Origin of the sequence: Cellulomonas sp. NPDC058312, from assembly GCF_042880135.1 — a bacterium.
GTDB lineage: Bacteria > Actinomycetota > Actinomycetes > Actinomycetales > Cellulomonadaceae > Cellulomonas.
The window spans coordinates 146,448-163,846 of the sequence record NZ_JBHVZE010000003.1; the positions used below are offsets into that span (position 1 = coordinate 146,448).

13 protein-coding genes are annotated in these 17,399 nt (G+C 73.6%); 2 read left to right on the forward strand and 11 right to left on the reverse strand.

All coding sequences use genetic code 11. The features are described from left to right. Positions 1 to 3: 3 nt before the first annotated feature. The 6 genes from ACFVXN_RS09630 to ACFVXN_RS09655 form a co-directional block, all read right to left on the reverse strand. Complete coding sequence (locus ACFVXN_RS09630; protein WP_389230961.1) at positions 4 to 3,309, reverse strand: VanW family protein; 3,306 nt, start codon at positions 3,307 to 3,309, stop codon at positions 4 to 6. Between the two features lie 212 nt (positions 3,310 to 3,521). Continuing rightward, positions 3,522 to 4,016 (reverse strand): flavin reductase family protein, encoded by a 495-nt coding sequence (locus ACFVXN_RS09635; protein WP_389230964.1) that lies wholly within the window; start codon positions 4,014 to 4,016, stop codon positions 3,522 to 3,524. After that, positions 4,013 to 4,423, reverse strand: coding sequence for a hypothetical protein (locus ACFVXN_RS09640; protein WP_389230967.1), 411 nt, complete (start codon positions 4,421 to 4,423; stop codon positions 4,013 to 4,015). The genes ACFVXN_RS09635 and ACFVXN_RS09640 overlap by 4 nt, the downstream gene beginning before the upstream one ends. 5 nt (positions 4,424 to 4,428) lie before the next feature. Further along, a complete protein-coding gene (locus tag ACFVXN_RS09645; protein WP_389230970.1) occupies positions 4,429 to 5,490 on the reverse strand; it encodes a PIG-L family deacetylase in 1,062 nt (353 codons plus the stop codon). Between the two features lie 21 nt (positions 5,491 to 5,511). Next, positions 5,512 to 7,449, reverse strand: a complete 1,938-nt coding sequence (gene typA / locus ACFVXN_RS09650; protein ID WP_389230973.1) for a translational GTPase TypA — start codon at positions 7,447 to 7,449, stop codon at positions 5,512 to 5,514. 134 nt (positions 7,450 to 7,583) lie between these two features. Continuing rightward, complete coding sequence (locus tag ACFVXN_RS09655) at positions 7,584 to 9,485, reverse strand: dipeptide ABC transporter ATP-binding protein (protein ID WP_389230976.1); 1,902 nt, start codon at positions 9,483 to 9,485, stop codon at positions 7,584 to 7,586. A gap of 94 nt (positions 9,486 to 9,579) precedes the next feature. Between ACFVXN_RS09655 and ACFVXN_RS09660 the strand changes: the two genes are divergently transcribed. Next, positions 9,580 to 10,194: a PH domain-containing protein gene (locus ACFVXN_RS09660; protein WP_389230979.1), complete on the forward strand. Its 615-nt coding sequence runs from the start codon at positions 9,580 to 9,582 to the stop codon at positions 10,192 to 10,194. Between the two features lie 4 nt (positions 10,195 to 10,198). Here ACFVXN_RS09660 and ACFVXN_RS09665 read toward each other — a convergent pair whose 3' ends face one another. From ACFVXN_RS09665 to ACFVXN_RS09675, 3 genes are all read right to left on the reverse strand, one after another. Next, the gene (locus ACFVXN_RS09665; protein ID WP_389230982.1) at positions 10,199 to 11,257 is read right to left on the reverse strand and encodes an ABC transporter permease; all 1,059 of its coding nucleotides are present in this window, start codon (positions 11,255 to 11,257) and stop codon (positions 10,199 to 10,201) included. After that, positions 11,254 to 12,870 carry an ABC transporter permease gene (locus ACFVXN_RS09670; RefSeq protein ID WP_389230985.1) on the reverse strand — a complete coding sequence of 539 codons (1,617 nt, stop codon included), beginning with the start codon at positions 12,868 to 12,870 and terminating at the stop codon, positions 11,254 to 11,256. The genes ACFVXN_RS09665 and ACFVXN_RS09670 overlap by 4 nt, the downstream gene beginning before the upstream one ends. Positions 12,871 to 13,060: 190 nt before the next feature. Then, the gene (locus ACFVXN_RS09675) at positions 13,061 to 14,911 is read right to left on the reverse strand and encodes an ABC transporter family substrate-binding protein (RefSeq protein ID WP_389230988.1); all 1,851 of its coding nucleotides are present in this window, start codon (positions 14,909 to 14,911) and stop codon (positions 13,061 to 13,063) included. A gap of 446 nt (positions 14,912 to 15,357) precedes the next feature. Here ACFVXN_RS09675 and ACFVXN_RS09680 point away from each other — a divergent pair, with 446 nt between their 5' ends. Then, positions 15,358 to 15,810, forward strand: a complete 453-nt coding sequence (locus tag ACFVXN_RS09680; RefSeq protein WP_389230990.1) for an iron chaperone — start codon at positions 15,358 to 15,360, stop codon at positions 15,808 to 15,810. A 10-nt stretch (positions 15,811 to 15,820) separates the two neighbouring features. Here ACFVXN_RS09680 and ACFVXN_RS09685 read toward each other — a convergent pair whose 3' ends face one another. Both ACFVXN_RS09685 and ACFVXN_RS09690 read right to left on the reverse strand, forming a co-directional pair. Further along, positions 15,821 to 16,204 (reverse strand): DUF2510 domain-containing protein, encoded by a 384-nt coding sequence (locus ACFVXN_RS09685; protein ID WP_389230992.1) that lies wholly within the window; start codon positions 16,202 to 16,204, stop codon positions 15,821 to 15,823. Positions 16,205 to 16,260: 56 nt separating this feature from the next. Next, positions 16,261 to 17,391: a class I SAM-dependent methyltransferase gene (locus tag ACFVXN_RS09690; protein ID WP_389230994.1), complete on the reverse strand. Its 1,131-nt coding sequence runs from the start codon at positions 17,389 to 17,391 to the stop codon at positions 16,261 to 16,263. Between the last annotated feature and the right edge of the window lie 8 nt (positions 17,392 to 17,399).

Genomic DNA, 17,399 nt, shown 5'->3' on the forward strand with positions numbered 1-17,399 from the left:
TCGTCAGCCCGCGGGCGGCGCCGCGGCCGGGTCCGGGCCGCAGACCACGCGGTTCTGCGGCCGGTAGGTCCAGGAGAACGGCTCGGTGGCGACGACCTCGCCGTTGAGCTTCACCGTGCGGGTCACCGTGATGCGGAAGCCGGGGTTGCCCGGCGACTGCGCCTCGCACGTGGGCGACTGCGAGTAGACCGTGGTCGGCTGCACCACGTTCGTCTTCGGACCCGACTCGGCGATGACCTCCCAGTACGGGGTGCCCCAGAGCCGCACGACCGTCTGGCCGCCCTCGACGTACGCCTGGACGAGCGCGCCGTAGGGGGTGTTGTTCTTCCACTGCATGTCGAGCGTGCCGGTGAAGAGCGTCGCCTCGCGGCCCGCCGGGTAGCGGCTGAACCACTCGGAGTGCGGCTTGTGCTCGATGTCCTCCATGCCGGCCAGGTACGCGGCGTTGAAGGTCGTGGTCGACAGCTGCGACAGCCCGCCGCCCCACGCGTCGGTGTGCTGGCCGTTGACGATCGCGCCGGCGGTGGTGAAGCCGTGCGCGGCGTCGATCGGTCCGAGCGCGTCCGTGAGGCTGAACGTCTCCCCCGGCCGGACGAGCGTGCCGTTGATCGCCGCGGCGCCTGCCGCGATGTTCTGGGTGCGGCGCGGCTCGCTGGTCAGGGGCGTCGAGAACTCCGCGACGACCGACGTGATGCCGAGCGCCTCGAGCGCGGCGGTCGTCTGCGACGGGTCGGACTCCACGAGCTCGACCGCCGCGGTGCGCGCCTGCGCGGTGACCGCACCCGCGACGGCGGTCGCCAGCGTGGCGGGGTCGAGCGTGGTGCCGGGCGTGCCCGGGACGATCACCGGGGCGCCGCCCTGGAACTCGAACCGCGCGTCGGACGCGGTCGTGAGCAGGTCGGTGGTGCGGGCGATCACCGCGTCGACGAGCACGGGCCCGTCCATCTGCAGCGCCAGGTCGGAGTCGGCGGGCACGAACGACGCCGCGGACACCAGGACGTCACCCGGCAGCTCGACGTTCTGCCCGGCGACCTGCACGACGACCGGCCCCGCACCGACCTTCGAGGCCACGTCCTGCAGCACCCGGTCGGTCTCCTCCTGCGTGATGTCCGGGACGACGACCTCGGTGGTCAGCGCGATCGGGCGGGCTGCGGTCAACCAGGTCCGGGTGAGCGTGTCCCGGGCGGCGTCCGTGTCGAGCGACCAGCCGTCGACGGCGTCGACCGCGTGCGGCGCACCGTCAGCGAACACGATGGACCCGTCCACCGGCGCGAGCGACAGCGTCTCCGCGAGGCCCGCCATCGCGTCGTCCAGGGCGGCCTCGTCGACCACCGTGACCGGCTCCGCCGCGCCCGCGCCGGCGATGTGCTCCCACAGGCGCTGCGGGCGCAGGTCGACGCCGGTCAGCCGCTGCACCGTCGCGTCGACGTCGAGGCTCAGACCCGCGACCGCCGGGTCCACCGAGCCCGTGATGTCCTCCGCCGTGACCGGCACCGGCTCCGTCGGCAGGTCGCCCAGACCGGAGGTGAGCGCCTCCTCGGCGTCCGCGGCGGCCAGGCCACCGACCTCGACGCCCGCGACGGTCGTGCCGCGCGGCACCCGGTCGGCCAGGGCGTAGGCCGCGCCGACGTAGGCGCCGCCGAGGACGACGACGATGCCCGCGACGACCAGCGTCGCACGCAGCCAGCGGCGCTTCGGCCGGTCCTCGTCGAACTCCGACAGCGGCGACCACGTGTCGTCGGAACCCGCGTCGTCGCCGTCGGAGCCCGGGGACGGGTCTGCGACTGCCGGGGTGGCGGCGACTGCCGGGGTGGCGGCGGCGGGGGTGGTGCGGGGCTGCTCGGCCGCGGGGCGGGTGGCCTCGGGTCGGGTGCTGGTCCGCTCGGGGGGCGCGTCGTGCGCCGTGGCGGGGAGCACGGTCGTCTCGGCCGTGACCGGGGCGGCGGCCGCAGCGGCGGTTCCGGCTGCGGCTCCGGCGACGGCGGCCGGGACCCGCTCGACCGGCGCCGGGATGCCCGCGGCGGGCGTCTCGGAGGCGTCGGCAGCGCGAACGGGCTCGACGGGGGCGGGAGCGGCGGCCGTGGGCGTGGCGGCGGTCTCGGCCGTGGGCGGCGCAGGGACCGGCGCGGACGCCACCGGCGGTGCGGGCGCGACGGCGTCGACGTCGGGTCCGGCGGCCGGCTCGGGCACCGACGCGGCGGCAGGAGGCTGCACGGCGTCCAGAGCCGGCACGGCGGCAGGAGCCACGGTGTCCGGAGCCGGCGCGGCGGCAGGAGCCACGGCGTCCGGAGCCGACGCGGCGTCGGACGCCGTCGCAGCGTCGGACGCCGTCGCGGGCGCGGCATCCGCCTCGACGGGGTCGTCCGACACGACAGGCCCGGCGGCGGCCGACGTAGCCGCGGGCGCAGCGGCGTCGGTCGTCACCCCGGCACCGGGGCGGGCGGGGGCGTCGTCGGCAGCACCCGCGACCGGTGCGGACGGGGCGGCGACGACGGCGTCGGTCTCAGGCTCCGCCTCGACGTCGGTGCCCGTCCTGACCTCGTCGTCGGACGCCACGGGGGTCGCGGCCTCGGCGGCGGGTTCGTCGGAGGTGGTTCCGGCGACGGTGGTCTGGTCCTGCGCCTGCACGCCTGCAGGAGCGGCGTCGGCGGCGGCCTCGGCATCGGCGGGCGTCGCGTCGTCCACGGCGGCCTCGGCATCCGTCTCGGGCGCGTCGGCGTCGGCGGGTGCCTCAGCGTCCACGGCACCCGTCTCGGACGCGTCGGCACCGGCGGACGCCTCAGCGACCTCGGCATCCGTCTCGGGCGCGTCGGCGTCGGCGGGTGCCTCAGCGTCCACGGCACCCGTCTCGGACGCCTCGGCACCGGCGGGCGCCTCGCCGTCCGCGCCGTGCTCGCCCTGGGTCCCGGTGTCGGACGTCCCGCCGCCGACCTGCTCCCCCGTGGCTCCGGGCGCGGCCGCGGCCTCCGCGGGAGCAGCCGGAGCCGCCGGAGCCGCCGGAGCCGCCGGAGCCGCCGGAGCCGCCGGAGCCGCCGGAGCCGCCGACGGCACGATCCGCCCGAGCAGCGCGGAGATCCGGTCGACGTCGACCGGCGGGAGCATCCCGACGCCGACGGCGGGCAGCGGCCCGCCGGTCGCGGGCGGAGTCGCGGCGGACGGGGTCGCGGCGGGCGGAGTCGCGGCGGGCGCGGCCGAGGCGCTGTCCGCGCTCCGCGCCGGGGTGGGGCTGGGGTCGGGCGCGGCGTCCCCGGTGGTGGGGTCGACGTCCTGCGCGACGGGCGGGTTGCCGTCCGCGTTGCCCTTGCTCATCCAGTCTTCCCCCTCGCACGACGACGGCCCCGGTGCCCCGGGGGCCGCAGCGGCGATTCTACGGGCGCGACCTGCGCGGTCCGCGCGGCGGAGGGCCCGTGGACGGCCCCACTCAGGTCACGAGTTCGCAACGACCACCGCTCCGGGTCTGCCGCCGGTCAGCGCCGGGTCAGGTCCCGGTCACGCGGGCGCCCGCCGCCCGGACCGCCCGCTCAGCGCACCCCGCGGAGCCGGCCGCGCAGGTGCACCAGCCCGCCGGCGTCGGGCGTCCCCTCGTGCGCGGCCAGCACCTCCGCGAGCACGACGTCGTGGTCGCCCGCGGGGACGACCTGCGCGGTGCGGCACTCGAACCACGCGGCGGCTCCGACGACCCGCACCGCGCCGGACAGCGGGGCGCGCTCGTGCGGCACCCGGTCGAGCTGACCCACCGCGGGCCGCCCGGGCGAGGCGAGCCAGTCCGCGACGGGTGCCTGGTCGTCGGCGAGGACGCTGACGGTCCAGGTGGCGACGTCGTCGAGCGCCTCGCGGACCCGGGAGTCCTGGTGCAGGGAGATGAGCAGCATCGGCGGGTCGAGCGAGACGGACGTCGCGGTGCTCGCGGTGGTCGCGTGGTCGGTGCCGCGCCAGTGCACGGCGACGACCACGACGCCCGCGGGCAGCCGGCCGATCGCGGACCGGAAGACGTCGCCCGCGTCGGGGGTCGTCACGGCGCGTCGGCGGCGGGCAGCAGCGGCTCGGGCGCGCGCCTGCGGCGCAGCGGGGTGTCGGAGAACCACGCGCGGGGCGCGACGGCCACCGCCAGCGCGACCGCGAGCGACCCGAGCGCCCACACCCAGCCGATCGCGCCGTCCGCGGGGACGAGCACGTCGCCGCCCGGCCCGCGGGTGGACAGCACCTGGACGGCGGCGAACAGGCCGACCAGCAGCCCGAGGGACGCGACCCAGCCCGCGGCGGCCCGCGCGGTGACGGACGCGGCGAGCACCAGCAGCAGGCACACGACGACGCCCCAGGGCCGGACCGAGCGGTGCGTCACGGTGCCGACGGCGCCGACGAGCACGCCGAGCAGCAGGAAGCCCAGGGCACGCAGGACGGAGCGGGGGGTGATCGTCGGCACGGGCGTCAGGCTACGTCGCCCGCCGAGGCGTCGTCACGCCCGGCGGACCCGCCGTGGGTGGCGCGCCGGGCACCGGGCGGCAGCACGACCGCGTCCGACGGCCCGCCGCCGGGCGCCCAGCGGTAGGACTCGACCGGCAGCACCGGCGCGAGCACGAGGTTGGACAGCGCGAGGCACGCGCAGGCGGCGGGCTGGTCGAGCGGGTGCACGGCCTGCACCTGGGTGGCGTGCGCGCGCAGGGCGGCCAGCACCCGGTCGCGGACCGGGGCGACGTCGACCAGCAGGTCCGCGGCGCCGTCGACCGCCACGGACGGCAGCGGCCCGGCGGGGTCCGGGAGGGCGAGCGGCGACTCGCGGGTGCCGCGCCGGTCGTCGGCGTGGGCGGCGAGCAGGTCGCGGACGTCCGGGTCCTGCGCGAGCGCGGCGTACCCGGCGCGCAGGTCGGCCGCCGGGGCGACGGCCCACGCCACCGCGGGCGACCAGCCCGGGACGTCACCGGCGAGCTGCACGGCCCGGGTCGTGACCTCGTGGGCGCGCACGTGGTCGGGGTGCCCGTAGCCCCCGCCGGGTTCGTAGGTCACGACGAGGTCGGGCCGCCGCTCGCGCAGCAGCGCGGCGAGCCGTCCCGCCGCCTCGTCGAGCGGGACGGACACGAACGCGCGCGGCGGCGCGGAGCCCGCGGACCCGGCGCGCCCGGTGCCGAGCCACGCCATCCCCGAGTCCTCGTACCGCGGCGCCGACGCCGCAGGGCCCACCGCGGCCGCGCCCCGCGTGCCAGGAGGCAGCGTGTCCAGGAACACCTGCTCGACGCCGAGGGCTGCCGTGGCGGCCGCGACCTCGCGCTCCCGGTGCGCCGCGAGACCCGCGCCGTCCCCCTCGAGGTGGGCGAGGGCCGCGCCGATCACCTCGCCGCGCTCCCCGCGGGTGCAGGTCACGACGAGCGCCGGCAGCCCCGCCGCGGCCCAGGTCGCGAGCAGCGCGCCGGTCGCGAGCGTCTCGTCGTCCGGGTGCGCGTGCACCGCGAGCACGCCACCCGTGACGGGGGACGTGCTCGCGGTGGTGCTCATGCGGTCGTGCTCAGGACCGGGTCAGGAGCGCTTGGTGCGGGCCACGGCCCGGGCGCGCTCCGTCTGGTCCAGGATCACCTTGCGGATGCGGACGACCTCGGGGGTCACCTCGACGCACTCGTCCTCACGCGCGAACTCCAGCGACTCCTCGAGGGTCAGGTGCCGCGGCGGCACCAGGTTCTCGAAGTTGTCGGCCGTCGCCGAGCGCATGTTGGTGAGCTTCTTCTCCTTGGTGATGTTGACGTCCATGTCCTCCTGGCGGGAGTTCTCGCCGACGATCATGCCCTCGTAGACCTCCTGCGTGGGGTCGACGAAGAACGAGCCGCGCTCCTGCAGGTTGATCATGGCGAACGGCGTCACGACGCCCGCGCGGTCCGCGACGAGCGAGCCGGCGACACGGGTCTCGATCGGGCCGGCCCACGGCTCGTAGCCCTCGGCGAGCGAGGACGCGATGCCGGTGCCGCGGGTGTCCGTGAGGAACCGGGTGCGGAAGCCGATGAGGCCACGGGCGGGGACCAGGAACTCCATGCGGACCCAGCCGGTGCCGTGGTTCGACATGGTCTCCATGCGGCCCTTGCGCTGCGCGAGCAGCTGGGTGACCGCGCCGAGGTACTCCTCGGGGACGTCGATGGTCATGCGCTCGACGGGCTCGTGGACCTTGCCGTCGATCTTCTTGGTGACGACCTGCGGCTTGCCGACGGTGAGCTCGAAGCCCTCGCGGCGCATCTGCTCGACGAGGATCGCCAGCGCGAGCTCGCCACGGCCCTGGACCTCCCACGCGTCGGGGCGGTCGGTCGGGACGACGCGCAGCGACACGTTGCCGATGAGCTCCGAGTCGAGCCGGTCCTTGACCTGGCGGGCGGTGACCTTGTGGCCCTTGCCGCCCTTGCCGGCCAGCGGGGACGTGTTGATGCCGATGGTCATCGAGATCGCGGGGTCGTCGACCGTGATCAGCGGCAGCGGCCGCGGGTCGTCGGGGTCGGTCAGGGTCTCGCCGATGGTGATGTCGGCGATGCCCGCGACGGCGACGATGTCGCCGGGGCCCGCCTTCTCGGTCGGGACGCGGTCGAGCGCCTTGGTCTCGAGCAGCTCGGTGATGCGGACGTTCTGCATCGTGCCGTCGGCGCGGGCCCACGCGACGGTCTGGCCCTTGACCAGCTCGCCGTTGAAGATGCGCAGCAGCGCGAGGCGGCCGAGGAACGGCGACGCGTCGAGGTTGGTGACGTGCGCCTGCAGCGGCGCGCCCTCGGTGTAGGTCGGGGCGGGGATCTTCTCGAGGATGGTCCGGAACAGCGGCTCCAGGTCCTCGGCGTCCAGCAGGCCGCCGTCGGCGGGCTGGGTCAGCGACGCGCGGCCGGCCTTCGCGGCGGCGTACACGACCGGGACGTCGAGGATCGCGTCGAGGTCCAGGTCCTCGACCTCGTCGTGCAGGTCGGACGCGAGGCCCAGCAGCAGGTCGGTCGCCTCGGCGACGACCTCGGTGATCCGGGAGTCCGGGCGGTCGACCTTGTTCACCACGAGGATCACGGGGAGCTTCGCGGCGAGGGCCTTGCGGAGCACGAACCGCGTCTGGGGCAGCGGGCCCTCGGACGCGTCGACGAGCAGGACGACGCCGTCGACCATCGACAGGCCGCGCTCGACCTCGCCGCCGAAGTCGGCGTGACCCGGGGTGTCGATGACGTTGATGGTGATGCCACCGGGCTCGCCCACCGCGGCCGCCGCGGGGCCGGCGTACCGGACCGCGGTGTTCTTCGCGAGGATGGTGATGCCCTTCTCGCGCTCGAGGTCGCCGGAGTCCATGGCGCGCTCGTCGACGTGCGCGTGCGCGCCGAAGGCACCGGACTGGTGGAGCATGGCGTCCACCAGGGTGGTCTTGCCGTGGTCGACGTGGGCGACGATCGCGACGTTGCGCAGATCGCCGCGCACACGGGTTCCCGTGGGCGTCGAGGGCACAGACATATCAGGACTCATTCCGCGAGGGGTGGGAGATCAGAGGGCGCGACGACGTCGAGCGCCGATCGATTGTACGCGCACGCGGGCCCCGGCACGAGGAGGGGTCGTGCCGGGGCCCGCATGGGTGGTGCAGGTGCTGGTCAGACGGATCCGTCCGCACCGCCGCGCGGGCGGATGTTGCCCTCGTAGCGGCCCTTGGCCTCGCTCTCGGCGTCCTCGAACGCCTGCACGCGCTGGCCGTCGGCGACGCGCGCCTCGGCGGCGGTCTTCCCCGCGGCCTGCTCCAGCAGCCGGTCCCGCTCCTCGCGGCGCAGCTTCTGCTCCGCGGGGTTCGGCACGGGCACCGCGGCGAGCAGCCGCTTGGTGTAGTCCTGCTGGGGCGCGCCGAGGATCTGCGCCCGCGGGCCGACCTCGACGAGGTCGCCCTTGCTCATCACGGCGATCCGGTTGGACAGGATCTCCACGACCGCGAGGTCGTGGCTGATGAACAGGCAGGCGAACCCGTACTCGCGCTGCAGCTCCTGGAAGAGCTCGAGCACCCGGGCCTGCACCGAGACGTCGAGCGCCGAGGTGGGCTCGTCGGCGATCAGTAGCTTGGGCGACAGGGCCAGGGCGCGGGCGATGCCGACGCGCTGGCGCTGGCCGCCGGACAGCTCGTGCGGGTACCGGTTGCGCATGGCGCGGGGCAGGTGCACCCGGTCCAGCAGGCTCTCGACGCGGCGGTCGAGGTCGGCGCCCGACGCGACCTTGTGCAGCTTGAGCGGCTCGCCGATGGACTCGCCGATCGGCAGCCGCGGGTTCAGCGAGGAGCCCGGGTCCTGGAACACGATCGAGACGTCCTGGCGGACGGCCCGCAGGTCCTTGGGCTTGATGCCTGCGAGCTCGACGCCGTTGACCTCGAGCGACCCGCCGGCGACGGGCAGCAGGCCCACGGCGGCGCGGCCGACGGTGGTCTTGCCGGAGCCGGACTCGCCGACCAGGCCGACGACCTCGCCCTTGCCGATCGCCAGGTCGATGCCGTTGATCGCCCGGAACGCGGGCACGCGGCCACGGCCGGGGTACTCGATGACCAGGCCCTTGGCCTCGAGCGCGTACTCGGTGGGGGCGGGGGCGGCGAACTGGTCGCGGGGCCGCTCGGAGACGTGCAGCGTGCCCTCGGCCTGCGCGACCGGGTGCTCGCCCTGCAGGCCCTGGGCGGCGAGCGCCTCGGAGCCCAGGTGCGGGACCGCGTCGAGCAGCTGCCGGGTGTAGGAGTGCTGCGGGCGGTTGAACACCTCGTCGGCGGTGCCGGACTCCACGACGCGGCCGTTCTTCATCACCATGACGCGGTCGGACAGGTCCGCGACCACGCCCATGTCGTGGGTGATGAGGATGATGCCGGCGTCGACGCGGTGCCGCAGGTCGCGCATGAGCTTGAGGATCTCGGCCTGGACCGTGACGTCGAGGGCCGTGGTCGGCTCGTCGGCGATGAGCAGCTTCGGCTCGCAGGCGAGGGCCTGGGCGATCATCGCGCGCTGGCGCTGGCCGCCGGACAGCTGGTGCGGGTACTTGTCGACGGCCTTCTCGGGCTCCGGCATGTCGACCATGCGCAGCAGCTCGATGGCGCGGGCGCGGGCCTCCTTCGGGGTCATCTCGAAGTGCACGCGCAGCGTCTCGACGATCTGGAAGCCCACCGTGTACACGGGGTTCAGGGCCGTCATCGGCTCCTGGAAGATCACCGAGACGTCCTTGCCGCGGACCTTGCTCAGCTGCTTGTGGTTCAGGCCGAGCAGCTCACGGCCGGCGAGGCGCGCCGAGCCCGACGCGCGGCCGTTCGGGGGCAGCAGGCCGATCAGCGACATCGACGACTGCGTCTTGCCGGAGCCGGACTCGCCGACGATCGCGAGCACCTCACCGGGGCGCACGTCGTACGCGACGTCGACGGCGGCCGGGAACCACTCGCCGTCGACGAAGAACTCGACCGTGAGGTCGCGGACCTCGAGGATCGGGGTCTTCGCGTCGAATCCGGGCGTACCCGGCGCGGGAGCGTAGTCAGTGGTCACGGGGCGAGATCCTTCCGTGGGGCGAACCCAGGTGTGCGGGCCGCACGACGTCGAGAGGGGCGGGGCACGTCCGGTGGTCTGGGACGATGGCCGCATGGTCTCGGCTGACGTGGTGGAGTACAGACCGGCCTTCGGCCGGGTTCTTGCGGTGGTCGTGGCGGTGCTGGGCCTCGGTGGTCTCGCGACCGGCCTGGTGGCCGACGCCGACGTCACGCTGCCCTACGTCGCCCCGGTGCTGCTGGTGGTGGCGTGGGTGTGGGCCGCCTACTGGCGTCCCGCCGTGCTGGTGAGCCCCGCGGGCGTCGAGCTGCGGAACGTGACCCGGACGGTCGAGCTGCCCTGGCCGACGATCGAGCGCGTCGACACGAAGTACGCGCTCACGCTGCACACCGCCTACGGCGACTACGCGGCGTGGGCCGCACCCGCGCCGAGCCGGGCCCGCGTGACCGCGTCCCGCGCGGACGACGTCGCGCACCTGCCCGGCTCGACGTACGGCCCCGGCGGCTCGGTGCGTCCCGGCGACCTCGCGTCGAGCGCCTCCGGCCAGGCCGCGGCGATCGTGCGGGCCCGCTGGGAGGAGCTGCGCGACGCCGGCGTCCTGGACGACCCGCGCGTGGAGCGCGCCCGTCCGCGGGTCCGCTGGCACGTCCGCACGCTGGCCGCGATCGTCGTGCTGATCGCGGCCAGCGTGCTGACCGTGGCGCTCTGACAACTCAGGCGCTCGCGGTGGTCCGGGCCTGGGCGCGGGCCTTGCGGGCGTCGGCCTTGGCGAGGGCGCGGGCGGTCGGGATCCGGCGCTGACGCGGGTCGAACGCGTCGCGCAGGCCGTCACCGATGAAGTTCACGCACAGCGCGATCGTCACGATGAACAGACCCGGCCACCAGAACAGCCAGGGCCGCGTGGCGAAGGCCGTCTGGTACTCGTTGATCAGCTGCCCGAGGGAGACCTCGGGGCTGTTGATCCCGAAGCCCAGGTAGGACAGCGCGGTCTCGAGCAGGATCGCCGAGGCCATGAGCAGCGTCGCGTTGACGATGATCACGCCGACGGCGTTCGGCAGGATGTGCTTGAACATGATCCGGCCGTTCGAGGCGCCGGCCACGCGGGCCGCGTCCACGAACTCCCGCTCGCGCAGGGTGAGGAACTGCCCGCGCACCAGACGCGCCATGTTGGTCCAGGAGACCAGCGAGAGCGCGACGGCCAGCGACCAGGGGCTCGCGCCGCCGACCAGCACACCGAGGATCGCGCCGATCATGATGACCGGGATGGTGATGATCATGTCGGTGAACCGCATGAGCAGGTCGTCGAGGCGGCCGCGGAAGAAGCCCGCCAGCGCGCCGACGACGACGCCGATCGTGGTGGACAGCAGGCCGATCACGACCATGACGGTCAGCGACTGCTGGGTGCCGCGCATCACGAGCGCGAACCCGTCGTGGCCGACGTTGTCCTGACCGAACGGGTGCTCGCCGATCGTGAACCCGCCGTCGAAGCCCATCGTGGGGGCGCCACCGGCGTTCACGATCGGGTTGAGGTCCTTGTACCCGTACTGCCACCAGCCGGGGATCGGGCCCCAGCCGATGGACGTGGTGACGAGCAGGACCACGGCGGTGAGGACGATCGCGGAGATCATCGCGCCGCGGTGCCGGAGGAACCGGCGCAGGACGATGCGGCCCTGCGACAGGCCCTCGACCTCCTTGAGCTCGATGGCGTTCTCGACGTTCTCCGCCGGGTCGACGATGCCCTCGTGGGGCTCCAGGGGCGGTGTGATGCTCATGAGTTCACCCGGATCCGGGGGTCGAGCGCCGCGTAGACGAAGTCGACCACGATGTTGGCGAGGACGAGGAGGGTGCCCGTGACGAGGAAGTACCCCATCACCGGGTCGGCGTCGCGACCGGACAGCCCCTTGATGAACAGCGCGCCCATGCCGCTCCAGGCGAAGATGCGCTCGGTGATGATCGCGCCGCCGAACAGGGCCGCGATGTCCAGCGGGACCACGGTGGCGAGCGGGATCAGGGCGTTGCGGAACGCGTGCCGCGTCGTGACGACGCGCTCCGAGAGGCCCTTGGCACGCGCGGTGCGGATGTAGTCCTGGTTCATGACCTCGAGCAGGCTCGCCCGGGAGTACCGGGTGTAGCTCGCGAACGAGATGAGGATCAGGGCGATCGTCGGCAGCAGCAGGTGCGTGAACTTGTCGAGCGACTCGACCCAGTAGCTGCCGGTCAGGCCCGGCGTCTGGGAGCCGATCGTCGCGATCGGCCGACCGTTGATCTGCGAGGCGTTGGAGTAGATCTTCCAGACGCTCATCACGCGGTCGACGTAGATCAGCAGGCCGACGCCGAGCGCGGTCACGGCGGCGGCGCGCATCGAGACGACGCGGTCGTACCCGCCGAACAGGAACCCGACGACGAGGCCGACGACGACCGCCAGCACACCCAGGCCGATGATCAGCCAGGTGGTGGCGTACGGGAAGACGTACTTCAGCGGGTAGTACAGCGCCGCGCCGATCGCGACCGTGGTCAGCGAGGCGTACAGCGCGCGGCGGTTGCCCAGGCCCGCGGTGAGCGCGACGATCCCGAACGCGATGCCCGCGCCGATGGCGGTGACGCCGATGATCCCGAGGCTCGGGTCGAGCAGCCAGCCGGTGCCGGAGACGAACAGCAGCACCGCGGCCGTGGCGACGACGCCCGCGCCGAACGAGATCCACCGGGTGCGCGTCGACCCGCCGATGACGGCGGACCAGAGCACGCCGGAGACCACCGAGATGATCGCGACCCACAGCGGCGGGACGTGCGGGTCCGCGAGGAAGTCGTTGAACCCGATGGCGCCCCACAGCTTCAGCAGCACGGCGACCCAGAACGAGGGCAGCGAGTACAGCACGAAGGACAGGAACGTCACGGAGTAGTCGAACCGCGTGTACTGGCGCAGCGCCGACACGATGCCGACCAGGACGCCCAGGCCGATGGCCAGCAGGGTCGAGGCGGCGATCAGCTGCACGGTGCTCGGGATCGCGCTGCCGAGCATGGCGGTGACGCGGGCGCCGCTCACCCAGCTCGAGCCGAGGTCGCCGGTGAACAGCGCCCCCAGCCACTTGAAGTAGCGGATCACCGGCGGCGTGTCGAGGTCGAGCGCGCGGACGCGGGCCTCGATCAGCGCCTCCTTGTTGGGCGCCGTGCTGGTGCGCAGGTCCTCGAGGGGGTCCAGCGCGAACGACAGGAGCATGTAGACGATGAACGTCGCTCCGAGCAGCACGATCGCCGACGACAGGAGGCGTCGACCGAGGAAGGTCAGGGTCGGCGCGGCGTTCCGGAACCAGGAACGTCGGGCCGGGACCGGTGCGTCGGGCGCGGAGCGCGCGCCGGAGGCACGGGTCGTCACAGAGGTGGCCATGGGGTCCTTGCCTGAAAGGAAGGGGGTACTCGCAAAGCGCAAGTGTAGGCACTCCCGGTAGGGGTGCTGCGCCTCGGGCCTAGGTGGGCCGAGAGTCCCGATCTGGCTGTGGTACAGGGGGCACGGCAACGGGGGCACCGCGTACGTGGACGCGGTACCCCCGTGCCGGCGTGCTCAGACGAGCGTCAGGTCACTCAGTCTCGGTCGCGCTGGGCGCGTCCAGGCTGTCAGCGGCGCTGATCTCCCACTCCCAGAAGTTCCAGAAGATGGTCGGCGAGAGCGCGATGGTCGAGACGCCCTTGAGGACGTCGCGGTTCGCGACCACACCGGGGAACTGGAAGATGTTGACGCCGAAGGCGTCCTGGTTGAGCTTGGTCTCGATCTCGGCGGCCAGCTCGGCCTCGCGGTCGGAGTCCGTGTTCGTGGCGACCTCGGCCCAGAGGGCGTCGACCTCGGGGTTGGAGTAGCCGCCGTAGTTGTTCTGGCCGCCGGTGACGTAGTTCGCCTCGGCGTTCAGGATGAACGTGTTGGTGGACTGCCAGCCGAACAGCGAGGCGTCGTACGAGCCGTTGCCCAGGATCGAGCCCCAGGTGTCGTCGCCGTTGTCGATGACGTTGAAGCCGGCCTGCGCGGCGGAGGCCGCGATCAGCTGGAACTCGTTCGCACGACGGACGTTCGACTTGCCGTAGAGGAAGCGCACGTCCACCGGGGTGGTGACGCCGGCCTCGGCGAGCAGCGCCTGGGCGCCCGCGACGTCGACCTCGGCCCACGCGTCGGAGCCGTTCGAGCCCACGACCGTGTCGTAGTTCGGCGAGCCCGGCACGTACAGGAACGAGTCACGCGTGGTGGCGTCCTCCTGCAGCGGCTGGATGAGCTTCTCGATGATCTCCTGACGCGGGATCACCTTGAGGAACGCCTCGCGGACCTTGCGGGCCTTCTCGGCGTCGCCACCGTAGGCGGCGGGGTCGAACGGACCGCCGTTGTCGAAGGTCAGGTCGACGTGCTCGTAGGTGCCCTCGGGCGCCGTCGCGTAGCTCACGCCGTCGATGCCCTCGAGCGTCGCGATGACGTCGACGGACGACTGCGGGGCGATGAGGTCGACCTCACCGTTCTGGAGCGCGGTGACCGAGGCCAGCGGGTCCTCGGTGTAGCGGACGGTGATCGAGTCGACCTTGGGCTCGGGGCCCCAGTCGAAGGACTCGTTGCGCGTCAGCGTGAGGTACTGGTTCTCGACGTAGTCCGAGATGACGAACGGGCCGTACGAGAGGTACAGGTCCGGGTCGTCCGGCAGCGAGGTGAAGTTGAAGCCGTTCGTCCAGGTGTCCGCGATCTTCACGAGCGCCTCGGCGTCGTTGTTCTCGAACGCGTCCTCGACGGCCTTCTTGGCCTCGGCCGGGTCCTCGATGCCGAGGGCCAGCTTGCCGACCACGTGCGCGGCGACGGGGCTGGGCTGGTTCATCGCCAGCTCCCAGTCGGAGCGCGGGGAGTCGTAGACGAACGTGACCGAGCGGCCGTCGTCACCGATCTCCGGGAACGTGGTGACCTGGTTCAGCGCGGGCGAGGAGGAGTCGAAGTAGACCTCGCCCTCGGCGACCTGCGAGTTGCCGTCCTCGTCCACCTCGACGTCGGAGGAGGCGACGGTGTCGAACATGTCGTTCTGGGCGCCCCAGTACAGGATCATGTCGGCGGCGTCGACGGCGGTGCCGTCGGACCAGGTGACGCCCTCGTTGACCGTGTACTTGACCGTGAACGGGTCCTCGGACACGACCTCGTAGGAACCGAAGTCCTCGTTCTTCACGAGGTTCAGGTCGCCGTCGTAGTAGTTGAAGAACGACGTCGTCATGTAGATGATGTTGGCGTTCGCCGTGGCGTTGCCGTTGGCCGTCAGGTTGTTGGTCGAACGGAACGGCTCGTTCCACCCGACGTTGACCGACGTGTCCTCGTTGATCTCGCTCTCCTCGGCCGGGCTCGAGCACGCGGTGAGCACGAGGGCTCCCGCAGCCGCGACGGCCAGGACGGCGCTTGTTCGCCTGATCTTCAATGTTCCTCCTGTGAAGGTGGCGCCCAGCCTCCGCCGCCGCTCGGGGACGACCGCCGGTCGTCCGGAGCAGGGCTGACGCATGGTCCCGCCGTGGATGTGGACACGCTAGTGGCCCCAGTACGGACAAATCGGACACGGCAGCCGGAAGCAGACCATCGTTACCGGATCGATACTGAGCAGTAGTGTCCAGCATTCAAGACGCTACACGCCGGTAACGTCCCGGAAACACGCACATCAGGGGTATCCCCCGTCCACGGACCGGCACCGCGGGGCCCTCCGACTCAGCACGGAACGGGCCCGGTGTGCTAGCAGACCAAGCCTTGGGTGACCGCGACCACACCGGCACCGGGGCGCGGATCGATCAGGTTCCGAGAAGCGCGCTCCCCCGCCCGACCTCTAGCGTCGGCGACGACCCGACCGACCGACCGACCCGGGGAGCGACCACGATGACCACCACCGAGAACGCCGACGAGCGCAGCGGCGCGTTCACCGCCGCCGAGCGCGACGCCATGAAGGAGCGCGCCGCCGAGGTCAAGAAGCAGAAGCGCGCGTCCGGCAAGGCCGACCAGACCGCCGACGTGCTCGCGAAGATCGCCGAGATGACCGGCGACGACCGGGACCTCGCCGAGCACGTGCACGCCGTCGTCACCGAGGTCGCCCCCGGGCTCGCGCCGAAGACCTGGTACGGGATGCCCGGCTACGCGCGCGCCGGCAAGGTCGTGGTCTTCTTCCAGGCCGCCGCGAAGTTCCAGGCCCGGTACCCCACGCTCGGGTTCAACGACACCGCCGCGCTCGACGACGGCGCGATGTGGCCGACGGCGTTCGCGCTCACCGCCTGGGACGACGCCGTCGAGGCGCGCGTCCGCGACCTCGTGGCCCGGGCGGCCGGGGACGCCTGAGCACCGAGGGCTAGAAGAGGAACGCCTTGAGCGTCCCCGTCGCCACCAGCGCGACCAGGGACAGCACCAGGCCCGCGACGGCCTTGCCCCGGCCGACCGGGGCGTACCCGTGCTCGGCCATCCGGCTCGCGCGCGACAGGCCCACGGCCGACAGCACGATGCCCACCACCGACACCAGCCCGAAGGTGTTCCCCACCAGCGCCACGATGCCCACCACCAGCCCGGCGGTCGCGAACCCGTTCCGCGGCCGGACCGGGACGTAGCCCGTCGGCTGGCGGTGGCCCGTCCACGCCGAGCCGTCCCACCAGCGCAGGGCCCCGCCGTCGGGGTCGTCGTACCAGCCCGCCGGGGGCGCCTCGCCGGTGCTGGTGGGGCCGGGTCCGTCGGTGCTCACGATCCGCACGCTCCTGTCCGCCGGCACGGTGCCGCGCGAGCTCGAGGGTACCGAGGTCAGCGGCGCGTGGAGGCCGTGACCGTGAACTTGCTGCTGCGTGCGACCTGCCGCGTGGGCCCGACCGTGGCCTGCAGCCGGGGCCGGTAGTGCAGGTGGGAGTTCCACACGCACCACAGCTCGCCGCCCGGCCGCAGCACCCGCGCCGCCTCCGCGAAGAGCTGCAGCGCCACGCCGTCGAGCACCGCGGCACCGACGTGGAACGGCGGGTTCAGCACCACCAGGTCCACGCTGCCGTCCTCGATCCCGGTCGTGCCGCGTGCCCGCTGCACCCGGACCCGGTCGGCGACGCCGTTCGCCTCGACCGTGGCCCGGGCCGACGCGACCGCGGCCGCCGACTCGTCGGTGGCGACGACGGCGAGCCCGGGACGCGCCGCGGCGAGCACGGTGGCCAGGACGCCGGTGCCGCAGCCCAGGTCGACCGCCAGCGCCGCGTCGGGGACGGCCCGGCCCAGGTGCTCCACGAGGTACCGGGTGCCGATGTCGACCCGCGCACCCGCGAACGCCGCACCGTGCGCGGCGACGACCAGCCCGAGGTCGTCGTGCCGGACCCGCGCCGGCCACACCGGCTCCGGGGCGCCGGGGTGCGGACCGGCGGCGTGCAGCACCCGGGCCTTCTGCCGCCCGAGGCTCGCGTGCACGTCGGTGAAGTGGGCGGCGAGCACCTCGTTCATCGACCGGGACATGTGCTTGTCCCGACCACCCGCGACGACGACGACGCCGGGAGCGGCGTGCCGCGCGACCAGGCCGGCGACCTCGTCCAGCGCGTCCAGGGAGCGCGGCAGCGCGAGCAGCACCACCGCCGCGCCGGCCAGCAGCTCCGGGCCCAGTCGGTCGACCACGCGGACGGCCTCAGCGAGGCCCAGCCGCTCCGCGTTCGCCACCAGGGCCTGCTCGCCGGTGAGGCGGTCGGTGTGCGCGCGGACGTCCCGCAGGCCGAACCGCGCGACCGCGCCGAGCGTGAGGGCGCCGTACCGGTCGCCGACCACGACCACCGTCCCCGGCGCCGCGTCGGCCAGCAGCGGGGCGGCCTCGTCCAGCACCAGCCGGTCGGCCGCGTCGACCGCCGCCAGGTCCGGTGACGGCAGCTCGGGGTCGCAGCGCAGCGCGGCGAGGACGTCCTGGGTCACGGGGCCTC

Excerpts from the sequence above, each read along its gene's own strand:
- ACFVXN_RS09665 (WP_389230982.1), bottom strand. The coding sequence starts at position 11,257 with ATGAGCATCACACCGCCCCTGGAGCCCCACGAGGGCATCGTCGACCCG.
- ACFVXN_RS09670 (WP_389230985.1), bottom strand. The coding sequence starts at position 12,870 with ATGGCCACCTCTGTGACGACCCGTGCCTCCGGCGCGCGCTCCGCGCCC.
- ACFVXN_RS09680 (WP_389230990.1), top strand. The coding sequence starts at position 15,358 with ATGACCACCACCGAGAACGCCGACGAGCGCAGCGGCGCGTTCACCGCC.
- typA (WP_389230973.1), bottom strand. The coding sequence starts at position 7,449 with ATGTCTGTGCCCTCGACGCCCACGGGAACCCGTGTGCGCGGCGATCTG.
- ACFVXN_RS09660 (WP_389230979.1), top strand. The coding sequence starts at position 9,580 with ATGGTCTCGGCTGACGTGGTGGAGTACAGACCGGCCTTCGGCCGGGTT.
- ACFVXN_RS09645 (WP_389230970.1), bottom strand. The coding sequence starts at position 5,490 with ATGAGCACCACCGCGAGCACGTCCCCCGTCACGGGTGGCGTGCTCGCG.
- ACFVXN_RS09630 (WP_389230961.1), bottom strand. The coding sequence starts at position 3,309 with ATGAGCAAGGGCAACGCGGACGGCAACCCGCCCGTCGCGCAGGACGTC.